The organism is Thermococcus prieurii (genome assembly GCF_054657655.1).
The window spans coordinates 1,004,017-1,022,987 of record NZ_BAAHYH010000002.1 but is presented as its reverse complement, the minus strand read 5'-3'; the positions used below and the strand labels follow the sequence as shown (position 1 = coordinate 1,022,987).

Sequence of the window (18,971 nt, the reverse complement as noted above, 5' to 3'; positions counted from 1 at the left end):
AATTAGGGAAACTCCTCCAAGTCCCATACAAGCCAGCTCTCCTTCCTCAGCCCTTCTTTCTCCTCAACGTTCTTTGCCACCAGCCCATAGAACCTTTCCCAATCGTCCAACCCTACTAACTCTGCCTTCCGCTCTAAATCCTTCAAAATCCCTCTCGCTTCCCTTTCGCTCAGTTCCTTCCACTTCACCTCAACGAAGAGAGCCTTCCTCTTGCGTTCGTTTAAGGCAACCAAATCAATCTCCTCGCCCTTCCGCCACCAGCGACCGATTTTTGTAAAGTGGAACGGCAGTTTTCCAGCTTTGTTCAGCTCCATGAGGAACTGCCTGGCAATATCCTCAAAGGCTTTCCCCACATAGGTGTTGAAGGCGTCCCAATCCATCTCGAACGTTCCGAGCTCTATCTTTCCCCTGTTTGGCTTCACGAAGCGAAACCAGAAGGCGAAGAAGTTGTCGTTGAGGTAGTAGCGCGCCTTTTTGCTCCTCTCCGGCTCGGTAACAGGAACCTCGCGCCTCACGAGTTCGAGGGAGATTAGGGTTCTCAGGTACTTCGGCATGTCCTTCGCCTCGATTCCCGCGAAGCTGGCAATCTCGCTGACCCTGTGCTTTCCGAGGGCAATCGCCTCAAGAATCAGGTAGTGGCGGTGGACGTCGCCGAGCTCTTCCCTCAAAATGAACTCTGGCTCCTCGTAGAGGATTGACATCGGCGAAAAGGCCACCTTGAGGAGCTCTTCCTCGAAGTTTCTCCCCTCAAAGAGCCTAAAGTACATGGGAACACCGCCGGTAACAGAGTATATCTTCACGACAGTCTCAATCGGTGAGTTTTTGAAGTACTCGCGGACGTGGAAGAAGTTGAGGGGCTTAAGCTTGAGCTGTGCCGTTCTCCTGCCGTAGAGGGGGTTGCCGTACTCCATAAGTCCCTCCATCAGGCCGATTATCGACCCGCTCAGGATTAGGAAGAACCCATCGTCAATGATTTCGTCTATAACGTGCTGAAAAACCGCCGGGGTGTTCTTATCGGTGAGCAAAAGGTATGAAAACTCGTCTATAACGACGACGAGCCTTTCGGGAGCCTTGAGCTTCATGAGTTCAAAGGCCTCTCTGAAGTCCCTGACTTCAACCTTTGGCAGGTCAAGAACCTCTGCGGCTTCTCTGTAAAACCTCTTCGCGTTTGACTCTAGCCCGTCCCTATCGGCCAAAAAGTAAACGGCCTTTTTCCCTTCAATGAACCTTTTCACGAGCTCGGTCTTCCCAACGCGCCTGCGCCCGTAGAGAATCAGGACCTCCTTTTTTCCTGAGCGGTAGAGTGAGTCAAGGAACCTCAGCTCATCTTTTCAGTTGACAAACATTATCTTCACCAGGATAATCTTGAGCAGGATAATAATTTAAGCCTTTCTCCCGTCTCCGGTGGTTGGTGTACAAACAATCTGCCAATAAATCCAAGAAAATTTGTTTAATATCTAAAATAACTCGAAAATTCATGTCAAAATTTGACTTTCATCCCAAAATTTCTGCACAAAGGCAATAAACCCGAAGGCACTCTGACGAAAACTGGGTGATTGATATGAACGCTCTCCAAATTGTAAGCAGAAAAATTGACCCAATTGCCGAGGTTCAGACGAGGGCAGTAGCTTACCTCACGGGCGAGCTGTCCAAGAAAGGCTTTCGCTGGCTGCTCCCGATAGTGCTCAGCTCGATAACCGACCCCCTCTGGCCGGACCCCGCCGCCGAAGAGGCATTAAGGCCACCTGAGGTCGAGGTCTATGGGGAAAGGCTCAGGCTGACGCACAGCATGATACTCCACAAGCAGATGGCCGTTGCGATGGGAATAGATAAGCTCTTCGTCCTCTCGCCCAACATAAGGCTTGAAGGTAAAGAGGCGGACGATGGAAGGCACGCCTACGAGTTCACCCAGCTCGACATAGAGATTGCCGGCGCGAGCATGGACGACGTTATGGGCCTAATCGAGGAGCTGATAGTTGGACTCTTCCGCGAGTTGAGACCAGTAGTCTGGGAGTCCTTCGAGAGGGCGCTTCCAAAGCCCAAGAGACCCTTCAAACGGTTCACCATCGAGGAAATCCGCGAGGAGTTCGGGAGTGAGGAAGAGGCAAGCAGAGCCCTTGAGGAGCCATTCTGGATAACTGGAATCCCCGAGGGAGTTCTACGACAGGGAAGTTGACGGAATCTGGAGGAACTACGACCTCTACCTCCCGGGGGGCTACGGTGAGGTCTCGAGCGGTGGAGAGAGGGAGTGGGAGTACGAGAAGATACTGGTCAAGATACGCTCGGCCGGTCTGAGCGAAGAAGCCTTCAGGCCCTACCTTGAGGTGGCCAAGGCCGGTCTCCTGCGTCCGAGCGCCGGGGCTGGAATAGGAATCGAGAGGCTAATCCGCTACATCGTTGGAGCTAAGCACATAGCCGAAGTCCAGCCCTTCCCGAGGATTCCGGGCGTTCCGGCTGTTATCTGAACACTTCGAAATTGATTTAAGCTCTTTTCATATTATCCCTCCGGCGATGCCCATGATGCGGAACCTCTTTCCGGCCCTTGAGAAATTTAAGGCCTACATCAACACCGCGAGCACTGGACTTATGCCCTCGACGGCCCTTCTCGAGGCGACGAAGCTCCTGAGCGACGTGATAGAGTTCAACGGGGAAGTGAATTCCGTTGCCTACATGGACGAAGTTGTTCTAAAGCCCCTCCAGAGGGAAGCGGGCAGGCTCATGAAGGTGAGGCCCGAGAACGTCGGCCTCTCGATTCAAACCACCGAGGGGCTGAGGAGAATCCTGCTGGCCCTCGAGCCTAAGAGGGGGGCAGAACATAGTTTCCCTCGACACCGAGTTCCCCACGATTCCGGCACTGCTCAAGAGCTACGCGAGACGATTCGGCCTCGAGCTCCGCGTCGTTGAGAACAGGAACGGCCTCCACAGCCTTGAAGATATCGAGAAGGCCATAGACGATAACACCTTCGCGGTCGTTCTCAGCTCCGTGAACTGGGTCATCGGCGAGCGGATTGACCTGAGCGAACTTTCAAGAATCGCCCACGAGCACGGTGCGTGGCTGATAGTTGATGCCGTTCAGCACCTCGGCTCGCTGAGGCTCTTTCCGGAGAAGGAAGGTGTAGATGCCCTTTCAGCCGGCTCGGAGAAGTGGCTCATCAGCCCTGACACCGGGGCTGGGCTAATTTACGCCTCTGACGAACTCCTTGAGGAGGCCAAGCCGATATCTGGGCTCCTCAACAACGAACCGCCAACTGGAGACTGGGGCAGCTGGTGGGGTCTGCCGGAGAAGGACCCCTGGGGAGAGCTGAGGCCCGCGAAAGGAATCAGAAAGCTCGACTTCGGCGGAGGGCCGCCCTATCTAATAGCCTCTGCACTTCTCGCGTCGCTCAGGCTGATTAACGGGCTGGGCATTGATAGAATAGAGCGCCACAACACCAAGCTCGCAAAGATTGTCGTCAACGAGGTTAGGGCCCTTGGCCTCGACGTCTTTTCAGCGGACTCATCGATAGTGACGATAAAGACCGGGCTAGAACTACAACACTGAAGAGGAGCTCTACCAGAGGCTCGTTGCCGAGGGAATTTCCGTCAGCCACAGGGGAGTTCTTGGCCACTACGGGATAAGGGTTTCCCCGCACCTCTACAACGAGAGGGAGGACGTGGAGCTGTTCCTCGAGGCGCTCTCTCGGGCCATTGAGATGCGATAAAACTCCGGCCCCTTATGCGTTTTAACGTTTCCTTTTGTTCGTCCTTTCATTTCTGGAGCCAGTTTACGCCGGTCTGGGGATTGCACTTTCCTGTCAAAAGCATTAACGTTTGTTTTTCAATTTAAACACGCACCAGCCATGAGAGTTTCAGGGTTCATTGAATCTCCCCTTGGAATGCAGAAAAGTATTTTACCTTCTTCATTACAGAATTCATAGGGGGTTGTGATGAGGGTCACCGTATCGGAACTGATGAACCTTATTGCACCCGGTGAAACCGTGTTGGTTGAGTACACGACCTCTTACGTACCTGAGTTTGCCTTAAAGTTGCTGGCGGATTATACTAAGGGGGAGGGAATGCCCTTTGTGATAGACGACAACTTTGACAGCCTTTACACGATTCTTGAGCACTGCAACATACTCGGTCTCGACGTTGACCTCGACCATGCGGTTGTTTTTAAAACCGGGGGAAGGAGGTTGGTTGGAGGAACCGTTAGGAAGGTTGATTTCCATCCGGACCCGAGGGTTCTACTGAGGAACTACGAGAAGGTCTTCACGAACGAGTTCGGAACTCTTGAAAAGCCTGCAGTAAACCTGACACTCGGCGTTGAGAATCTCCTCTATTTTGTCAGGGACGTCCGAGACTTCTACCGCTTCCTTCTCGGCCTTCAGCGCTACGTGGGTGATAGGCGGAGGAAAGCCATTTACCTCGTTCACAGGGGGCTCGTTGGAGCACTACCCCCTTACATAATGCCGGAGATGAAACGCCTTGCCACGAGCGTTTGGGTGTTGCAGAGCTATTCCACCGGCGTGCTCGCCTCGATAGTTAAGAGCCCTTCCTTTGAACTCATTGGCAGGGAGTTCACGATTGACGTTGGGGGTGTCTTCGGTGGAGGGACCTAACCTGGGAAAGGTAACGCTTGAGAGCCTTATCGCTACGATGGATAAGGTCCGGTTTGGAGACATAACACTGATTGAGAACTACTCATCGATTGGCGCCGAGTTGTCCCTGTATTTCGTCGTGAAGTACGCCCTTGGAAAAGGCCTACCAGTTCTCGTTGAGGACGTGTTTGACGCATTTCCAGGGTATATGAAGCACTTGGAGTTCATGGGTATCGACTTTCCAATCGATGGCGTTGGCGTCGTGAAAATAGGGGGTGCGGAAGAGTACGGACATGTTGTCGAGAAGGTGCAGTTTGAGGCCGACCCGGCGCTCTACCTTGGCAAGAAGGAGAGGGCCATCTCAAGGGCCATGGGTGATGACAGGTACGTTCATGTGGTCGTCGGCTTTGAGCGTCTCTTTGGGTTCTTAAAGGACGTCAAGGACGTTCATGTTGTGGCAAATCACCTGCGCGAGCTCCTCGGCAACGAGTCGAGAATGGTATTCCACATAATAGACGGAAACGTTATCGAGAGCTTTCCGACGAACCCATTGCCCCTCCTTGAGACCGTGGCCACCTCGGTCGTAGCTATCCACGACCACGGCGATATGCTCCGCCTTCGTTTCAGGAAGTCCGTATTCACTTTCCTCGAAGGGAGGAATGAGGTCCTTCTACAACCCGCCGACATAGCGACATGGTTATAAAGTCAGGAAAAAAGCCCCAGCGGCGAGTAGCCTTCCATCACCCTCTCCATTTTCAGCTCCATTCCGAGGGCGTTGGTGACCGTTCCGCCCTTCTCGGCCCACCTGCCTGCAGGAATAACGAGGGTCTCGCCGGACAGCTCAACGGGTTCGTTCGAAACGACCACGTAGCGTTCTGCCTTCGGTATTCCAGTTACACCGGCCCTTATCAGACCCTCAGCGTTCGCTCCCTTCCTGAGTATCAGCGCCGGGACGTTCAAGACTTCTCCGTCCTCAGTTACGGCCAGCTCGTAGTTCTCCTCAACGATTTCCTTGCCCCTCAGTAGTATCTTGAGGAGCGGGAACTTCTCGGGGTCTGCCCTGAGCAGGACGCGCCTGGCTTTCCTGACGTCGTCGAGGGTCGCCGTCGATGGGCTTCCGCTCACGGTCGAGCCTATCGGAACGCCCTTACGCTCGGCGAAGGCCTTGAGGGCTTCTATCTCCTCGTTGGTCAGGCCGGGCGTTAGAACAAGGGCATAGCTTTCGCTCTCGATGAACTTCTTCGCCTCTTCCCAGCTTACCGGCTTTCCGTTGAGGAGCGGTCCGCTGAGGGTCTTCTCCCAGGGCCTCTCGAAGCGACAGACGTCGCAGAGGTACCTGTTCCACGAGTCCTCGACGCTCGAAGCCCTCACGAGAAGCCCGGCGTAGGTTTCGACGGCCATCTCGCAGGCGAGGGAACAGCCGTTGCAGACGGTTTTGATTTTCTCGGTCTTCCACGGGCCGGGCTTCGTGAGCGGTGGCCTCTCCACTATCACGCCGACGGGACAGACGTCGGCCAGCTCGCCGATGAACTTCCCTTCAACGTCGGCTATGGTGTCGCCGAGCGGTGGCCCAATCCTCGTGTCGTAGCCCCTGAATAGGTAGTCTATCACGCCCTCTTCGGCAATCTCGTGGGTGAAGCGAACGCAGAGGCCACAGAGGACGCACTTGTTGGGGTCGAGCGTAATCCTCGGGTGGCTCTCGTCAATCTCAAAGCGCTTTTCGCCCCTTCCGAGTTCGGGCTTTACGCCGTACAGCGTCGCGTACTCCCTCAGCTTGCAGTCGAAGACAGCCAGGCAACCACAGCTCATGCACCGCGAAGCCTCGCTCCTCGCTTCGCCCTCGCTCAGCGTTTTCTCGACCTCCTCGAAGCCCTTCGCCCTCTCCTCCGGGTCGAGGAGCTTCGGCCTGACCCTCGGCCTCCTCGGCGTCTCGCGGTAGTCCTCCTCCGTAACGTCCCTCCAGTGGTTGTAGGGTCTCAGGTCGAGCAGGAGTTCGTAGAGCTCTCTATCCTCGGTCAGCTCTCTGATGTGCTTCTCGGGTTTGCGAGGACTTCTCTGGCCTTCTCAAGCCTGCCCCTGAGGTAGAGGTCTATCATCAGTGCGCCCCTTCTCCCGGTTGCTATGCTCTCTATTACTGTTGACGGCCCGAGAACGAGGTCTCCGCCCGCGAAGACGCCGGGAACGTTGGTCTGAAGTGTAATCTCGTCAACAACGGCCCTTCCGCGCCTCGCCTCTATCCCAAGGCTCTTCAGGAACTCCTCATCGCAGTACTGGCCGATAGCCAGAATCACGTTGTCGGCCTTAACCCTGAATTCCGAGCCTTCAACTGGCACAGGCCTTCTCCTTCCGCTTGAATCCGGCTCGCCGAGGCGCATCCTGACGAGTTCCACCTCCTCGACCCTGCCGTCGCCGATAATCCTCACCGGGTTGGCCAGGAAGAGGAACTCAACGCCTTCCTCGATTGCTTCTTCCACTTCGCGCTCGTTGGCGGGCATCTCGGCCTTTGAACGGCGGTAGACGACGGTGACCTTCGCGCCGAGCCTTAGAGCAGTCCTCGCGACGTCCATCGCCGTGTTCCCACCGCCGACCACTATAACGCGCTCGCCAAGTTTCACTTCCTCGCCCGTGTTCACCTTCCTCAGGAACTCTATGCCGTGCATCACTCCCTCCAAATCCTCTCCGGGAATCCCCATCTTCCTGCTCTTCCAAGCTCCAACTGCCAGGAAAACGGCGTCGTACTTCTCGCGCAGCTCCTCAAGGGAAACGTCCCTGCCGAGGGCGGTGTTGGTTCTCACCTCGATGCCCGTGTTTATCACGGTCGCTATGTCCTTGTCTAAGACGTCCCTCGGAAGCCTGTACTCCGGAATGCCGTAGCGGGTCATTCCGCCGAGTTCGGGCATCGCCTCGAAGATTGTAACCTCGTGGCCCTTCAGCCTCAGGTAGTAGGCGCACGCCAGTCCTGCAGGCCCTCCTCCGACGACGGCAACGCGCTTCCCGGTCGACGGCGGTATCTCGAGCATCCATGGGCCGTTCTCGAGGTCGTAATCGGCGGCGAAGCGCTTCGCGAGCCTTATGCCGACCGGCTCATCGACGAGGTTCCTCCGGCAGGCCTCCTCACAGAAGGCCGGGCAGACCCTTCCGAGAACGGCAGGCAGGATGTACTTTTCTTTCATCAGCTTGACGGCCTCGTGGTACTTGCCCATCGCTATCAGCGCGAGGTAGCCCTGTATGTCCGCGTGAGCCGGACAGGCGTCCTGGCACGGGCCGATGCAGTCACCGTAGTGGCTCGAAAGGAGAAGCTCGAGGGCAGTCTTCCTCATCTCGATGACCCTATCGCTCAGGGTCTCGACTTTGAGGCCCTCCCTGGGCTTCAGCGTACAGGCTGTCGTTACTCCCCTCTCGGTCTCGACGAGGCAGAGCCTGCACGAGCCGTAGGGTTCGAGCTCTTCGGTGTAGCAGAAGCCGGGAACGTGGCCAATCTCGCGCAGGAACTCTATGAGGGGCTTATCCGCCGGAGCGTCAACTTCCTTTCCGTCAACGATGAGCCTGACCATCTCACTCACCCCCGGTAACGATTTCTATCGCGTTGAACCGGCACACCTCGTAGCAGGTTCCGCACTTGATGCAGGCAGATTGGTCAATCTCGTGGGGTTTGAGCTTCTCGCCGGTTATCGCGTTGGCCGGGCAGAAGATTGCGCAGGCGGTGCAGCCCGTGCACTTCTCTGGGATTATGACGTACCTTATGAGGGGCTTGCAGACCTTGGCCGGGCACTTCCCCTCGATATGGGCGAGGTATTCGTCCCTGAAGTAGCGGAGCGTCGTTAAGACGGGGTTCGGTGCCGTCTGCCCGAGACCGCAGAGTGAACCTGCCTTGACTTGGTGGGCGAGCTTCTCGAGCCTCTCAAGGTCCTCCTCGGTGGCTTTTCCCTCGGTGAACCGCTCGAGGATTTCGAACATCCTCTTCGTCCCGACCCTGCAGAAGGTGCACTTACCGCAGGACTCCTTGACGGTGAAGTCAAGGAAGAACTTGGCGACATCAACCATACAGGTGTCCTCGTCCATGACGACCATTCCGCCGCTCCCCATTATCGCGCCGGTCGCGTTCACGCTTTCATAATCTACCGGCGTGTCGAAGAGGTACTCCGGAATGCAACCGCCAGAAGGTCCGCCGAGCTGAACTGCTTTAATCCTCTTCCCTGTCTTCGTTCCACCGCCTATCTCGTAGAGTATCTCCCTCAGCGTCGTTCCCATCGGCACCTCGACGTTTCCGCCGTGCTTTATCTTGCCCGACAGCGCGAAGACTTTCGTTCCTTTGCTCTTCTCGGTTCCGAGCGAGGCAAAGGCCTTCCAGCCGTGCCTTATTATCCACGGCACGTTCGCCCACGTTTCGACGTTGTTTATGTTGGTCGGCTTTCCGAAGAGGCCCTTCTGGGCCGGATACGGTGGCCTCGGCCTCGGCATCCCGCGTTTGCCCTCTATCGAGGCTATCAAAGCGGTTTCCTCACCGCAAACGAACGCTCCAGCGCCTTCCTTAATCTCGATGTCGAAGGAGAAACCGCTTCCGAGGATGTTTTCCCGCAGAAAGCCCCTCTCCTTAGCCTGCTTCAGCGCTATCCTCAGCCTCCTTATGGCCAGTGGATACTCAGCGCGAACGTAGATGAAGCCCTTCGTAGCTCCAATCGCATAGGCCCCTATTATCATGCCCTCTATAACGCGGTGGGGGTCGCCCTCAAGGACGTTCCTGTCCATAAACGCTCCGGGGTCGCCCTCGTCGGCGTTGCAGATGATGTACTTCTCGTCGCCCTCCGCTTCCCTCGTGAACTTCCACTTCAGGCCGGTCGGGAAGCCCGCACCGCCCCTCCCGCGAAGCCCGGATTTCATAATGATATCTATGATTTCCTCCGGCTCCATCCTGAGGGCCTTTTTGAGGGCTTCATAACCACCGACGGCTATGTACTCGTCTATGTTCTCGGGGTCTATGTAGCCGGAATTTTCAAGGACTATCTTCACCTGCTTGGAGAAATAGTTGTCAACGTCCCACGTCTTCCTCTCGCCGTTCTCCCACCAGTCGCGCTTGACTATCCACTCCTCGACCGGCTTCCCGTTTACCACGTGCTCATCTATAATCCTCGGAACCTTCTTCGGGTCAACGTGGCCGTAGGTGATAATCTCGTCCTCGGTGATTATGTCAACGAGGGGCTCGCGGTAGCACATGCCAACGCAACCGACTATCTTGAGCTTCACGTCGAGGTTTCTCCTCTCAAGCTCGGCCTTTATCGCCTCGTAGGTTTCTCTCGCGCCTGCGGCAATCCCGCAGGAGTTCATGCCGACCGCTATGGCCTTTATCTCAGACATCGAGCTTCCCCTCCTTGAGCTTCTTCATGAGCTTCCTAACCCCGTCCGGCGTGAGCTTGCCGAACACCTTGTCGTTTATCATGACCACCGGTGCCAAACTGCAGCAGCCGAGGCAGGCCACCCTTTCGAGGGTTATCAGCCCGTCCTCCGTCGTCTGGCCCTCCTCTATGCCGAGCTCCTCCGTTATCGCCTGGGCAATGGTTACCGCCCCGTTCACGTGGCAGGCCGTTCCGTGGCAGATTTTGACGACGTACTTTCCGAGGGGCTCGAACCTGAACTGCGCGTAGAATGTTGCAACGCCGTAGACCCTGCTCAGGGGAATTCCGAGGTAGTCGGCGATTCTCTCAAGGACTTCCCTTGGAAGGTAGCCGAAGCGCTCCTGAGTCCGCTGGAGAAGGGGGATTAGCGAGCTCGGCTCGGGGGGATACGAGGTCAGGTAATCGACTTCCGCCTCCATGAGCACCACCACTTATGGGCGATAGTTGGTTTGCCGTGCTTATAAATGTGCATTGAAGCACAAGTTTGTAACAAAAGGTTCCCAACCTCCGGTTTGAAAAATCCTTAAGGGAATCTTTACAAACTTAAAATTATAGCCCGATAGGGGCGTGGTCGAGTTGAGATATGTAAAGCTACCCTCCGGGAACTTTGAGGACTTCTTCAATTCCCTGAAGGGGATAGGCCAAATCTACGGGCCGGTTAAAGAGGGGAAGACCCACCACTTCCGAAGGGTCGAGGAAGCCGGTCAGATGGACCTGAAATACACCAGAACGATGCTCCCTCCCAAGAAGTTCTTCGTCAGGCCGAGGGAGAGGCTCTTCAGCCTCGAGGACGGCTGGTGGCGAAAGGAAGGGGACGGAAAGCCCTTCGTGCTCTTCGGCGTCCATTCATGCGACGTTCACGCCCTCAAAATCCTCGACAGGGTTTACCTCTCCGAGCCGGTTGACCCCTACTACGCAGAAAGAAGGAAGAGCGCTTTCATCGTCGGCATAAGCTGTCTCCCCGACGAGCTGTGCTTCTGCAAGAGCCTCGGAACGCACTTCGCGATGGACGGCTTCGACCTTTTCCTCCACGAGCTTCCCGATGGATGGCTCGTCAGGATAGGGAGTGTGAGGGGACACGAGGTGGTCTGGGAGAACGCGAGGCTATTCGACGAGGTGAGCGACGAGGACATAGCCAACTTCAAGGCCTTCGAGGAGAGGCGCGCTGAAGCGTTCAAGAGGGAGCTACGCTCGGAGGGTCTCGCAGACACGCTCGATTTGGCCTACAACAGCCCGGTCTGGAAGGAGTACGCCGAGAAGTGCCTCGCCTGCGGGAACTGCAACCTCGTCTGTCCGACGTGCCGTTGCTACGAGGTCTGCGACCGCTGGGTCGATGCCTACAGGGCCGTTCGTGAGAGGCGCTACGATTCCTGCTTCATGGAGAGCCACGGCCTCGTCGCGGGCGGTCATAACTTCAGGCCAACGCGCTTGGACCGCTTCAGGCACCGCTACTACTGCAAGAGCTACTTCGACCCCTCGGCCGGCTTCAACTGCGTCGGCTGCGGCCGGTGCGACGAGTTCTGTCCCGCTGGCATAGAGCACGTTAAGGTTCTCGACGAGATAAGGGGGTCGCTGGAATGAATCCCTACGAGAGCCATCCGGCGAGAATCCTTGAGGTTAAGGACCTGACCCCGAGGGAGACGCTCTTTACACTCCGCTTCCTCGACGAGGAGCTCAACGAGGAGTTCACCTTCCGGCCGGGACAGTTCGTCATAGTGGACGTTCCCGGCTTCGGTGAGTTCCCTATAAGCCTCTGCTCGTCCCCAACGAGGAGTCCAATCCAGCTCTGCATAAGAAAGGCCGGCAGGATGACGAAGTTCATACACGGAATGAAGGAAGGCTCGGTCGTTGGAATCCGCGGGCCGTACGGCAACGGCTTCCCGATGGAGGACATGGAGGGCTCGAACCTAATCCTCGTGGCCGGCGGCCTTGGAATGGCGCCCCTGCGCTCGGTTCTCTGGTACGCCCTCGACACCGGCAAGTACGAGCACGTCTGGCTCTTCTACGGCACGAAGGCCTACGAGGATATACTCTTCCGCGACGAGGTTCTTCACCTCCTCAAGCACGGGAGTGCGATGAACTGCACCGTCAAGCTCGCCTACGAAATCGAGAGTCCCTCGTGCATCTACCTGGAGCAGGGCTTTTCCGACAGGGTCTGCAGGGGAGTGGTTACCGACCTCTTCAGGGGCGAGAACTTCGACGTCGAGAACTCCTACGCCCTAATCTGCGGTCCGCCAATCATGTACCGCTTCGTCATAAGGGAGCTCCTCAACAGGAAGCTCTCGCCGGGGAGAATCTACATGACCCTCGAGAGGCGCATGCGCTGTGGAGTCGGCAAGTGTGGCCATTGCGTCGTTGGAACGAGCGTCTCGATGAAGTACATCTGCCAGGATGGCCCGGTTTTCACCTACTGGGACGCCCTCTCGACGAGGGGGTTGATATGATGAAGCTCGGCGTGTTTGAGCTTACCGACTGCGGTGGTTGTGCCCTCAACTTCCTGTTCCTCTACGAGAGGCTTTTCGACGTTCTTGAGTTCTACGAGATAGAGGAGTTCCACATGGCGACCAGTCTCGAGGGGAAGCACTTCGACGTTGGCCTCGTTACTGGAACGGTCTCAAGCCACCGCGACCTTGAGGTTCTTAGAGAGGCCAGAAACCGCTCCGACTACCTCATAGCCCTCGGAACCTGCGCCACCCACGGTTGCCTTCAGGCGAGCGTCGAGCTTCCGCTCAAGGAGAAGCTGAAGGCCGTTTACGGCGACGAGGGAAACCCTATGAGGGCGCTCGACCCAAAGCCCATCGTCGAGTACGTTACCGTCGACCTCGCCATACCCGGCTGTCCCTACGACAAGAACGAGCTCTTCCAGGCGCTTATTGACATAGCGAAGGGCATCGAGCCGGTGAGGCCTGATTATCCAGTCTGCCTCGAGTGCAAGCTGAACGAGTACGAGTGCGTTCTGGTCAAGAAGGGTCTCCCATGCCTCGGCCCGATAACGCTCGGAGGCTGCAACGCTGCCTGCCCGCGCTCCGGACTCGGTTGTATCGGCTGTCGCGGACCCTTGCCCGGTGAGGTGAACCTGGCTGGAGAGTTCGAAGTTCTCAAGGGCCTCGGCTACGACGAGGAGTACATCATGAGGAAGTTCAAGACCTTCGCGAGGTGGGGGCAATGATAATCGAGACGAGGGAGTTCACCCGCGTCGAGGGGAACGGGAAAGCCGAGATAGTCATCGAGGAAAACGAGGTCAAGGACGTCAGGGTCAAAATCGTCGAGGGGCCGAGGTTCTTTGAGCTCCTCACCCTCGGAAGGGACTTCTGGGATGTTCCCGACCTCGAGGCAAGGATATGCGCCATCTGCTACCTCTCTCACAGCGTCGCTTCCGTTCTGGCCATAGAGCGGGCCCTCGGCGTTGAGGTTCCGGAGAAGACGAGGCTCCTAAGGGAGCTCGGCCTCATAGGGGAGCTCATCGAGAGCCACTCTCTTCACCTATACCTTCTCGTCGCGCCAGACCTCTTCGGCTATCCCGACGCGATAAGGCTCGCGACGAAGCACGGCGAGCTCGTTAAGGAGGGCATAGCGCTCAAGGCCTTCGGGAACAGGATTAGGGACCTCATCGGCGGGAGGGAAATCCACGGCATAAACGTTAAACCCGGTGGCTTCGGAAGGTGGCCGGGGCGGGAAGAGCTTGAGGCGATAGAACGGGAGGCGAAGGCACTCCTCACGGTGGCGAAGCGCGCGGTGAGGCTCTTCTCGGGAATCGGGGAGTACGGCGGAAAAGCGGAGCTGTTCGTCGCCACCGACGGCTACCTCACCGGCGACTCGCTCATCTCGAACGTCGAGCGGAACTTCCAGTACTTCGAGCGCATCGAGGAGCGCCCCCCTGTCTACAGCTTCGCGAAGCAGAGCCTCTACAACGGAAAGCCCTTCCTCGTCGGCTCGCTGGCGAGGCTCCTGCTCAAGGCTGAATCGCTGACCCCCACAGCTAAGAGACTCTTCGAGGAGAACCGGGAGAGGCTTGAAGCCGGATGGGTGAGCTACAACAACCTCGCCCAGGCGATAGAACTGGTTTACGCCCTCGAACGGGCGGGGGAAATAGCGAAAACCCTTCTCGACAAAGGCTTTGAGCCCGAGAACGTTCCGGTCGAGGCCGGGGACGGGGAGGGGATAGGTTATGTAGAAGCCCCGAGGGGAGTTCTCGTGCACCACTACAGAATAGCCGGCGGAAAAATCGAGCACTCCAACATAATAACGCCCACGGCCTTCAACCACGCCATGATGGAGGGCGCCCTCCTGTGGGAGGCGAGAAACCTCTACGGGAACGCGCCGGAGGATGAGCTCCTCAGAAGGCTCGAGGAAACCGTCCGTGCCTTCGACCCATGCATCTCCTGCTCGGTGCACTTCGTCAGGGGATAAGCTTTTCTCCTTTCTTTCCCACTCCCTTCGGTGGGAGCATGGGTCTGTTCGACTTTCTGAGAAGGTCGAGGGAAGGTGAATCCGGAGAGTTCATAGCGTCGAGGAAACCGGTCGCGAAGTTCAGGGTGGAACAGGTCCTTAACGTCCTCGGCAGGGAAACGCTGATTGGAACCGTTGAGGGGATAATCTACCCCGGCTACAAGGTCAAGGGAAGGAACATCGCCCTAATCCGGGAAATCCAGAGGGAGCGAAAGAGAGTTGACTTCGCAGTTGACGGCGACAGGGTCGCGCTCATCCTTGAGGGGAAGACAAACGCTAAAAAAGGCGACGTCCTCGAAATCTACCAGTCGTGAGGTGGGAGCATGATAATCCTCGACAATCATTTCCACGTTGACCCCTTCAAGGGTCTATTCCTCGAGGCGGTTAAGCAGTTCCACAGAGCGGGCGGGACGCACCTGATGGTGGTATACAAGACGGCCCACGACTACGGCTTCCCGGGCCTCAAGGCTGAGGACTTCATAAAGGCCATGGACTTCCATGTTGAGCTGGTCGAGAGGATAAACCGCGAGACGCCAGTTAAAGCCTTCGCCGTCGTCGGCGTCCACCCGGCGGAGTTCGTCTATCTGGCCGAGCAGAAGGGCCTTGAATACGCGAGAAACGAGGTCATGAAGGCCCTGGAATACGCGCAAAAGCTGTGCCTTGAGGGCAAGGCCGTTGCGATAGGCGAGATAGGAAGGCCGCACTACGAGGTGAGCGAGGAAGTCTGGAACGCCAGCATAGAGCTGATGAAGTACGGCATGAGCCTCGCCAAAGATGCCGACTGCGCGGTTCAGCTCCACACCGAGAGCTTCGACGAGGAGAAGTTCCGAGAGCTTGGAAGATACGTGAGGGAAGTCGGCATAAAGCCCTACCGCGTTGTCAAGCACTTCTCGCCGCCGCTGGTGAAGGTTGCTGAAGAGGTCGGTGTCTTTCCGAGCATAATAGCGAGCAGGAGGAACATAGAAGAGGCAATAAAGCAGGGCAACCGCTTCATGATGGAGACCGACTACATAGACGACAAGAGGAGACCCGGAGCGGTTCTCGGCCCGAAAACAGTTCCCAGGAGAACGAAGGCCTTCCTCCAGAACGGCCTGTTTACGGAGGAGGACGTCTATAAAATCCACGTCGAGAACCCTGAGAAGGTCTACGGGGTGGAGATGGAGGGGTAAAGCTTAGGGGATGTCTGCGAGGCAGAAGGTCACCCCTTTTTATCTACCTTTTCAGATGAGAATGTTAGTGTCAATCAAAAATCCCTCTCCCATTCCTCCCTCAGCTCCCTGAGGCTCTTCTCAAGGTTCTTCCTGTCCTTATAAATACCCCTGTATTTCGACGGGTCGAAGAACTCGCCCTTAACTTTCTCCCAAAGTTCTGGCGGTATTATCACACCTTTAATCCGCCCATGCTCGTCGTAAATGTACTCGACACCTTCCATTCTCCCACCATCTTTACTAAGAACTGGGACCTATTTAACCCCTTCGTCAGACCTCCGCCTTCCTCACCACCCTCACAACCCCCGGCTCTCCGATTTCTCCCTCGACCTCGAAGGTTTTGCCCAAAAACCGCTCCACGACCCAGACATTGGTGACGAGGTGGTTCGTGATTTCTGCAACGCCTATCTCTCCGCCCGCGAAGGCCAGGAACGGTATCAGCTGGTCGCCGAGGAACCTGTCAACGGCCTTCCTTGGCGTCAGTTGCTCAATCAGTTCTTCAGCGGCCTCCCTGCCGACCACCTCTGCCGGCTTTCCGCGCTTTCCGAGGGCGTCCCCAGCTAACCTAAGCGAGTCCGTCTCGGCCCAGACGACTATTCCGCTTCCCGGCCCGAGGGAGCGCGAGACCTCCCTTTCAATCTCGACCGGGACGCTGTAGAGGCTCCTCAGCTTCTCCTCCGCCGACTTCGCCTGTCTCTCCGCGACGTGGGCCGGCAAATTCGTCGCGTGGCTTATTCCCGCGAAGCGCTCTATCTTACGCCACTCGAGGGCAACGAGGGGCTTTCTCTCCTCCCACCGCTCGACCCTTCCGAGGACGAGCCCACCGCCCTTTGGATAGTGGCCCCTCCTCTTGAGCTCAATTTCTGCCCTCAGCCCCATCTTTTCGAGCGCGAAGAGCGTAATGTTCCTCAGGTAGTCCACAGGCGGGCTCCAGGGCACGTCGGTTCCGCCGGTTACCTCGAAGCTTCCCCTCACGAAGGCCATCGCTGGCAATAACGCCTGGAGGACGAGCGTTATGCTCCCGGCCGTTTTTATCGGGACTTTGATGTGTTTCGGCTCGGCCCTTCCGGGGACGAACTCAAGAACCGTAGAGCCGACTTTTGCCCCTTTAACCCTCGCGTTGCTCAGCTCCTTCAAAGCGAGAATACCGTGCAGGTGCTGGGGTCTTAGTCCGGGGTTCGGACGGTTTGCCCTTATTCTATGAATCCTCACAGGTTTTCCTGTGATTACCGACAGGGCAACGGCCGTTCTGAGTATCTGGCCCCCTCCCTCGCCGTACGAGCCGTCTATCTCGACCCACTCCATTCTCCCACCGTGGGGGAATTTCCCGCGAAGCCTAAAAACCTGACGAAAGGCTTTTAGGTGGGCCGAATAAGGTAACATGGTGAGAGTATGGACGAGCTTGAGTTCTGCGTGAAGAGCCTGAGTTACCCCCTCGGAACCCTCCTCGAGACGCTGAAGAGAAAACCCGGTGAGAGGGTCGAGATTGACGGGGTGCACCTAATCCTTCCGGAGCTCCCCTTCGCGGTTAAGTGCTATCTGACCGCCAGGGCGCTCTTCGAGAGCCTCGACCTCGTTGACCGGAAGAGGCTCGGCGACGAGGTGGCGTACGTTGAGGAGTTCATCGCGAGGGTTCTGTCTTCTCCGCTTGGAGAGAAAATCCGGCCGTACCTTGAGAAGGCCAGTGAAATTTCCATAAGGGGCAGGCTCAACGTGGACTGGCTTGAGTTTGAGAGGCGGAGCGAGAAGCTGAGGCCCCTCCTGGAGCGGATTCTGGCGGGAGAAGAGCCCCAGGAAGTCTCTAACCTTTCAGTTGACGAGTGCCTCCTCCTCAGCTATCTCGCGGGCGAGCGAAAGAAGCGTGAAAGAGTTAATGCTGTCCTTGGAAAGCTCAATCCCGCCTTCAGGGAGGCTGTTAAGGCCTACTTCAGGGCCCTGAAGAGTTGAGCTCGACTGCGATTTTCAGAGCTTCTTCCCTCTCAAACCCTTTCCTCACGAGGGCCTCGACGAGTTTGGCCAGTTTTTCGACGTTGCGCAGGTTTAGCCTGTTCTCGGGGAGGGAAATCAAGCTCACCGGAACGTTGAAGCCGAGCCTCGCCGAGAGCTCGACGGCGAACTCCTCTCTGCTCAGGGGAGGAATCCTCACGAAGGCTGAGAAATCGAGGTTCCGATACCTGCCCGCGTCCTTCGTCTCGACGATTATCGGCCCGTCCCGCTCCCCGTTCAGGAGCTCCGCAACGGTCTCAACGCTCGGCTCGTGAAGGATTAGCGCGTTCGCCGGAACGAGCTCGGACAAATCAACTCCCCTCAGGTTCTCGACGAGCGTATCGACGCCGAGCGAGAGAACTTCCCGCCAGCCAAGGGTTTTTTCCTCTTTTTCCCGCCTTTCCGAGGTGACCCTTTCGTAGAGGACCTCGCTGACGAGGGTTATCTGGTAGACCTCTTCGATGTCCTCGAGGGTCAGGATTCCGTTGGAGAGTAACTTAAGGCCGAGCCTCGCGAGGGAAGAACTGAGCTCCTCCTCGCTCCTCGTCGTTATGGCCTTCTTTCCGGAAACGTTTTCCAGACCACGGCTCACGAGCCTGTAATCGGTGGGGAAGAGTCCCTTGGCGTTGAAGAACTCCTCCAGCGTTTCCTTGGCTTTTTCCTCGCTGACGGCGTATACCTTCACGAACTCGACGTTTCCAGCCCTATCAACGCCGATGAAGACCACCGCGTCCCTCCTCTCGGCCGGCGTCAGTATGTCCATCGGCTCACCTCATACGCTCATAGCCCCCAACAGCTCGCCGGTCTCGATGTTGAAAATCTCCACAACCCTCTTCCTCGTGTCGAGTAAAGCAACGCTCTTGACGCCGGTTAAATAACCGCAGACCTCGCCGGGGTTGACGAGTATCGTCCTGCCCACCTCTCTAATCTCGTAGCGGTGGGTGTGGCCGACTATAACCACGTCGTAGAGCTTGCTGTAGGCCAGAGCCTTAACGAGGACCTCGTTCGTCCCGTGCGTCACCGCTATCTTCATTCCGTCCGCCTCGACCTCGATGAGCTCGTCCTCTATCCCTAACGCCTTCCTCAATCCACTCCTCTCGCCGTCGTTGTTGCCGAAGACGCCCCTCAGCGGGGCCTTGAGCTTTCCGAGCTCCCGTGCGACGAAGGGGGCGATGTAGTCACCCGCGTGGATTACGAGGTCAACGTTCCTCTCGTTGAAGAACTCGACGGCCTTCCTAATTGCCGGAAGGTTATCGTGGGTGTCGCTCATTATTCCAATCAGCATTACTACTCACCTTAACGGGACTGCTCGTTCAGGTTTAAAGGGTTATCGAGGCCAAAAGCGTCCTCCTGCT

At 57.0% G+C, this 18,971-nt stretch carries 21 protein-coding genes and 1 pseudogene; 13 read left to right on the top strand and 9 right to left on the bottom strand.

What is annotated here, in order from left to right; translation table 11 throughout:
• Window positions 1-2 precede the first annotated feature (2 nt).
• Window positions 3-1,322 carry an ATP-binding protein gene (locus tag ACYQ04_RS08895; protein WP_460130113.1) on the bottom strand — a complete coding sequence of 440 codons (1,320 nt, stop codon included), beginning with the start codon at window positions 1,320-1,322 and terminating at the stop codon, window positions 3-5.
• A 239-nt stretch (window positions 1,323-1,561) separates the two neighbouring features.
• Here ACYQ04_RS08895 and ACYQ04_RS08890 point away from each other — a divergent pair.
• The 5 genes and pseudogenes from ACYQ04_RS08890 to ACYQ04_RS08870 all read left to right on the top strand — a co-directional run bounded on the left by ACYQ04_RS08890 (window position 1,562) and on the right by ACYQ04_RS08870 (window position 5,283).
• Window positions 1,562-2,465, top strand: a pseudogene (locus ACYQ04_RS08890) (asparagine synthetase A).
• 46 nt (window positions 2,466-2,511) lie between these two features.
• Window positions 2,512-2,904, top strand: coding sequence for a hypothetical protein (locus ACYQ04_RS08885; RefSeq protein ID WP_460128923.1), 393 nt, complete (start codon window positions 2,512-2,514; stop codon window positions 2,902-2,904).
• Window positions 2,816-3,541: an aminotransferase class V-fold PLP-dependent enzyme gene (locus ACYQ04_RS08880; RefSeq protein WP_460130111.1), complete on the top strand. Its 726-nt coding sequence runs from the start codon at window positions 2,816-2,818 to the stop codon at window positions 3,539-3,541. The genes ACYQ04_RS08885 and ACYQ04_RS08880 overlap by 89 nt, the downstream gene beginning before the upstream one ends.
• A gap of 385 nt (window positions 3,542-3,926) precedes the next feature.
• Entirely contained in the window at window positions 3,927-4,601 is a 675-nt protein-coding gene (locus tag ACYQ04_RS08875) for a DUF257 family protein (RefSeq protein WP_460128921.1), read from the top strand.
• Window positions 4,588-5,283, top strand: coding sequence for a DUF257 family protein (locus ACYQ04_RS08870; protein WP_460128920.1), 696 nt, complete (start codon window positions 4,588-4,590; stop codon window positions 5,281-5,283). The genes ACYQ04_RS08875 and ACYQ04_RS08870 overlap by 14 nt, the downstream gene beginning before the upstream one ends.
• A 2-nt stretch (window positions 5,284-5,285) precedes the next feature.
• Here ACYQ04_RS08870 and ACYQ04_RS08865 read toward each other — a convergent pair whose 3' ends face one another.
• Window positions 5,286-6,389, bottom strand: a complete 1,104-nt coding sequence (locus ACYQ04_RS08865; RefSeq protein WP_460128918.1) for a hypothetical protein — start codon at window positions 6,387-6,389, stop codon at window positions 5,286-5,288.
• Between ACYQ04_RS08865 and ACYQ04_RS08860 the strand changes: the two genes are divergently transcribed.
• Window positions 6,388-6,519 (top strand): hypothetical protein, encoded by a 132-nt coding sequence (locus tag ACYQ04_RS08860; protein WP_460128916.1) that lies wholly within the window; start codon window positions 6,388-6,390, stop codon window positions 6,517-6,519. The genes ACYQ04_RS08865 and ACYQ04_RS08860 overlap by 2 nt on opposite strands.
• Window positions 6,520-6,595: 76 nt before the next feature.
• Here ACYQ04_RS08860 and ACYQ04_RS08855 read toward each other — a convergent pair whose 3' ends face one another.
• Genes ACYQ04_RS08855 through nuoE form a run of 3 tightly spaced genes read right to left on the bottom strand, consistent with a single transcriptional unit; the run spans window position 6,596 to window position 10,392 of the window.
• Complete coding sequence (locus ACYQ04_RS08855) at window positions 6,596-8,134, bottom strand: FAD-dependent oxidoreductase (protein WP_460128914.1); 1,539 nt, start codon at window positions 8,132-8,134, stop codon at window positions 6,596-6,598.
• A 1-nt stretch (window position 8,135) separates the two neighbouring features.
• The gene (gene nuoF, locus ACYQ04_RS08850) at window positions 8,136-9,935 is read right to left on the bottom strand and encodes an NADH-quinone oxidoreductase subunit NuoF (protein WP_460128911.1); all 1,800 of its coding nucleotides are present in this window, start codon (window positions 9,933-9,935) and stop codon (window positions 8,136-8,138) included.
• A complete protein-coding gene (gene nuoE / locus ACYQ04_RS08845) occupies window positions 9,928-10,392 on the bottom strand; it encodes an NADH-quinone oxidoreductase subunit NuoE (protein WP_460130109.1) in 465 nt (154 codons plus the stop codon). The genes nuoF and nuoE overlap by 8 nt, the downstream gene beginning before the upstream one ends.
• A 157-nt stretch (window positions 10,393-10,549) precedes the next feature.
• Between nuoE and ACYQ04_RS08840 the strand changes: the two genes are divergently transcribed.
• Genes ACYQ04_RS08840 through ACYQ04_RS08815 form a run of 6 tightly spaced genes read left to right on the top strand, consistent with a single transcriptional unit; the run spans window position 10,550 to window position 15,591 of the window.
• The gene (locus ACYQ04_RS08840; RefSeq protein ID WP_460130108.1) at window positions 10,550-11,554 is read left to right on the top strand and encodes a 4Fe-4S dicluster domain-containing protein; all 1,005 of its coding nucleotides are present in this window, start codon (window positions 10,550-10,552) and stop codon (window positions 11,552-11,554) included.
• Entirely contained in the window at window positions 11,551-12,417 is an 867-nt protein-coding gene (gene shyC / locus ACYQ04_RS08835; protein ID WP_460128909.1) for an NAD(P)-dependent hydrogenase/sulfhydrogenase 2 subunit gamma, read from the top strand. Before ACYQ04_RS08840 ends, shyC begins: the two co-directional genes overlap by 4 nt.
• Window positions 12,417-13,142: an NAD(P)-dependent hydrogenase/sulfhydrogenase 2 subunit delta gene (gene shyD, locus ACYQ04_RS08830; protein ID WP_460128907.1), complete on the top strand. Its 726-nt coding sequence runs from the start codon at window positions 12,417-12,419 to the stop codon at window positions 13,140-13,142. The genes shyC and shyD overlap by 1 nt, the downstream gene beginning before the upstream one ends.
• Window positions 13,139-14,383 (top strand): NAD(P)-dependent hydrogenase/sulfhydrogenase 2 subunit alpha, encoded by a 1,245-nt coding sequence (shyA, locus tag ACYQ04_RS08825; RefSeq protein WP_460128905.1) that lies wholly within the window; start codon window positions 13,139-13,141, stop codon window positions 14,381-14,383. The genes shyD and shyA overlap by 4 nt, the downstream gene beginning before the upstream one ends.
• Before the next feature lie 38 nt (window positions 14,384-14,421).
• A complete protein-coding gene (pbp11, locus tag ACYQ04_RS08820) occupies window positions 14,422-14,736 on the top strand; it encodes a tRNA-binding protein Pbp11 (protein WP_460128902.1) in 315 nt (104 codons plus the stop codon).
• 9 nt (window positions 14,737-14,745) lie between these two features.
• Window positions 14,746-15,591 (top strand): TatD family hydrolase, encoded by an 846-nt coding sequence (locus ACYQ04_RS08815; protein ID WP_460128900.1) that lies wholly within the window; start codon window positions 14,746-14,748, stop codon window positions 15,589-15,591.
• Window positions 15,592-15,665: 74 nt separating this feature from the next.
• On the opposite strand, the gene ACYQ04_RS08810 is transcribed toward ACYQ04_RS08815, so the two are convergent.
• Together ACYQ04_RS08810 and rtcA are read right to left on the bottom strand one after the other, a co-directional pair.
• Entirely contained in the window at window positions 15,666-15,854 is a 189-nt protein-coding gene (locus ACYQ04_RS08810) for a hypothetical protein (RefSeq protein ID WP_460128898.1), read from the bottom strand.
• A gap of 46 nt (window positions 15,855-15,900) precedes the next feature.
• Entirely contained in the window at window positions 15,901-16,935 is a 1,035-nt protein-coding gene (rtcA, locus tag ACYQ04_RS08805) for an RNA 3'-terminal phosphate cyclase (RefSeq protein WP_460128896.1), read from the bottom strand.
• Between the two features lie 87 nt (window positions 16,936-17,022).
• Here rtcA and ACYQ04_RS08800 point away from each other — a divergent pair, with 87 nt between their 5' ends.
• The gene (locus tag ACYQ04_RS08800) at window positions 17,023-17,577 is read left to right on the top strand and encodes a hypothetical protein (protein ID WP_460128893.1); all 555 of its coding nucleotides are present in this window, start codon (window positions 17,023-17,025) and stop codon (window positions 17,575-17,577) included.
• Here ACYQ04_RS08800 and ACYQ04_RS08795 read toward each other — a convergent pair.
• Window positions 17,558-18,379: a hypothetical protein gene (locus tag ACYQ04_RS08795; protein ID WP_460128891.1), complete on the bottom strand. Its 822-nt coding sequence runs from the start codon at window positions 18,377-18,379 to the stop codon at window positions 17,558-17,560. The two genes, ACYQ04_RS08800 and ACYQ04_RS08795, sit on opposite strands and share 20 nt — an antisense overlap.
• 9 nt (window positions 18,380-18,388) lie before the next feature.
• A complete protein-coding gene (locus ACYQ04_RS08790; protein WP_167914417.1) occupies window positions 18,389-18,901 on the bottom strand; it encodes a metallophosphoesterase in 513 nt (170 codons plus the stop codon).
• Between the last annotated feature and the right edge of the window lie 70 nt (window positions 18,902-18,971).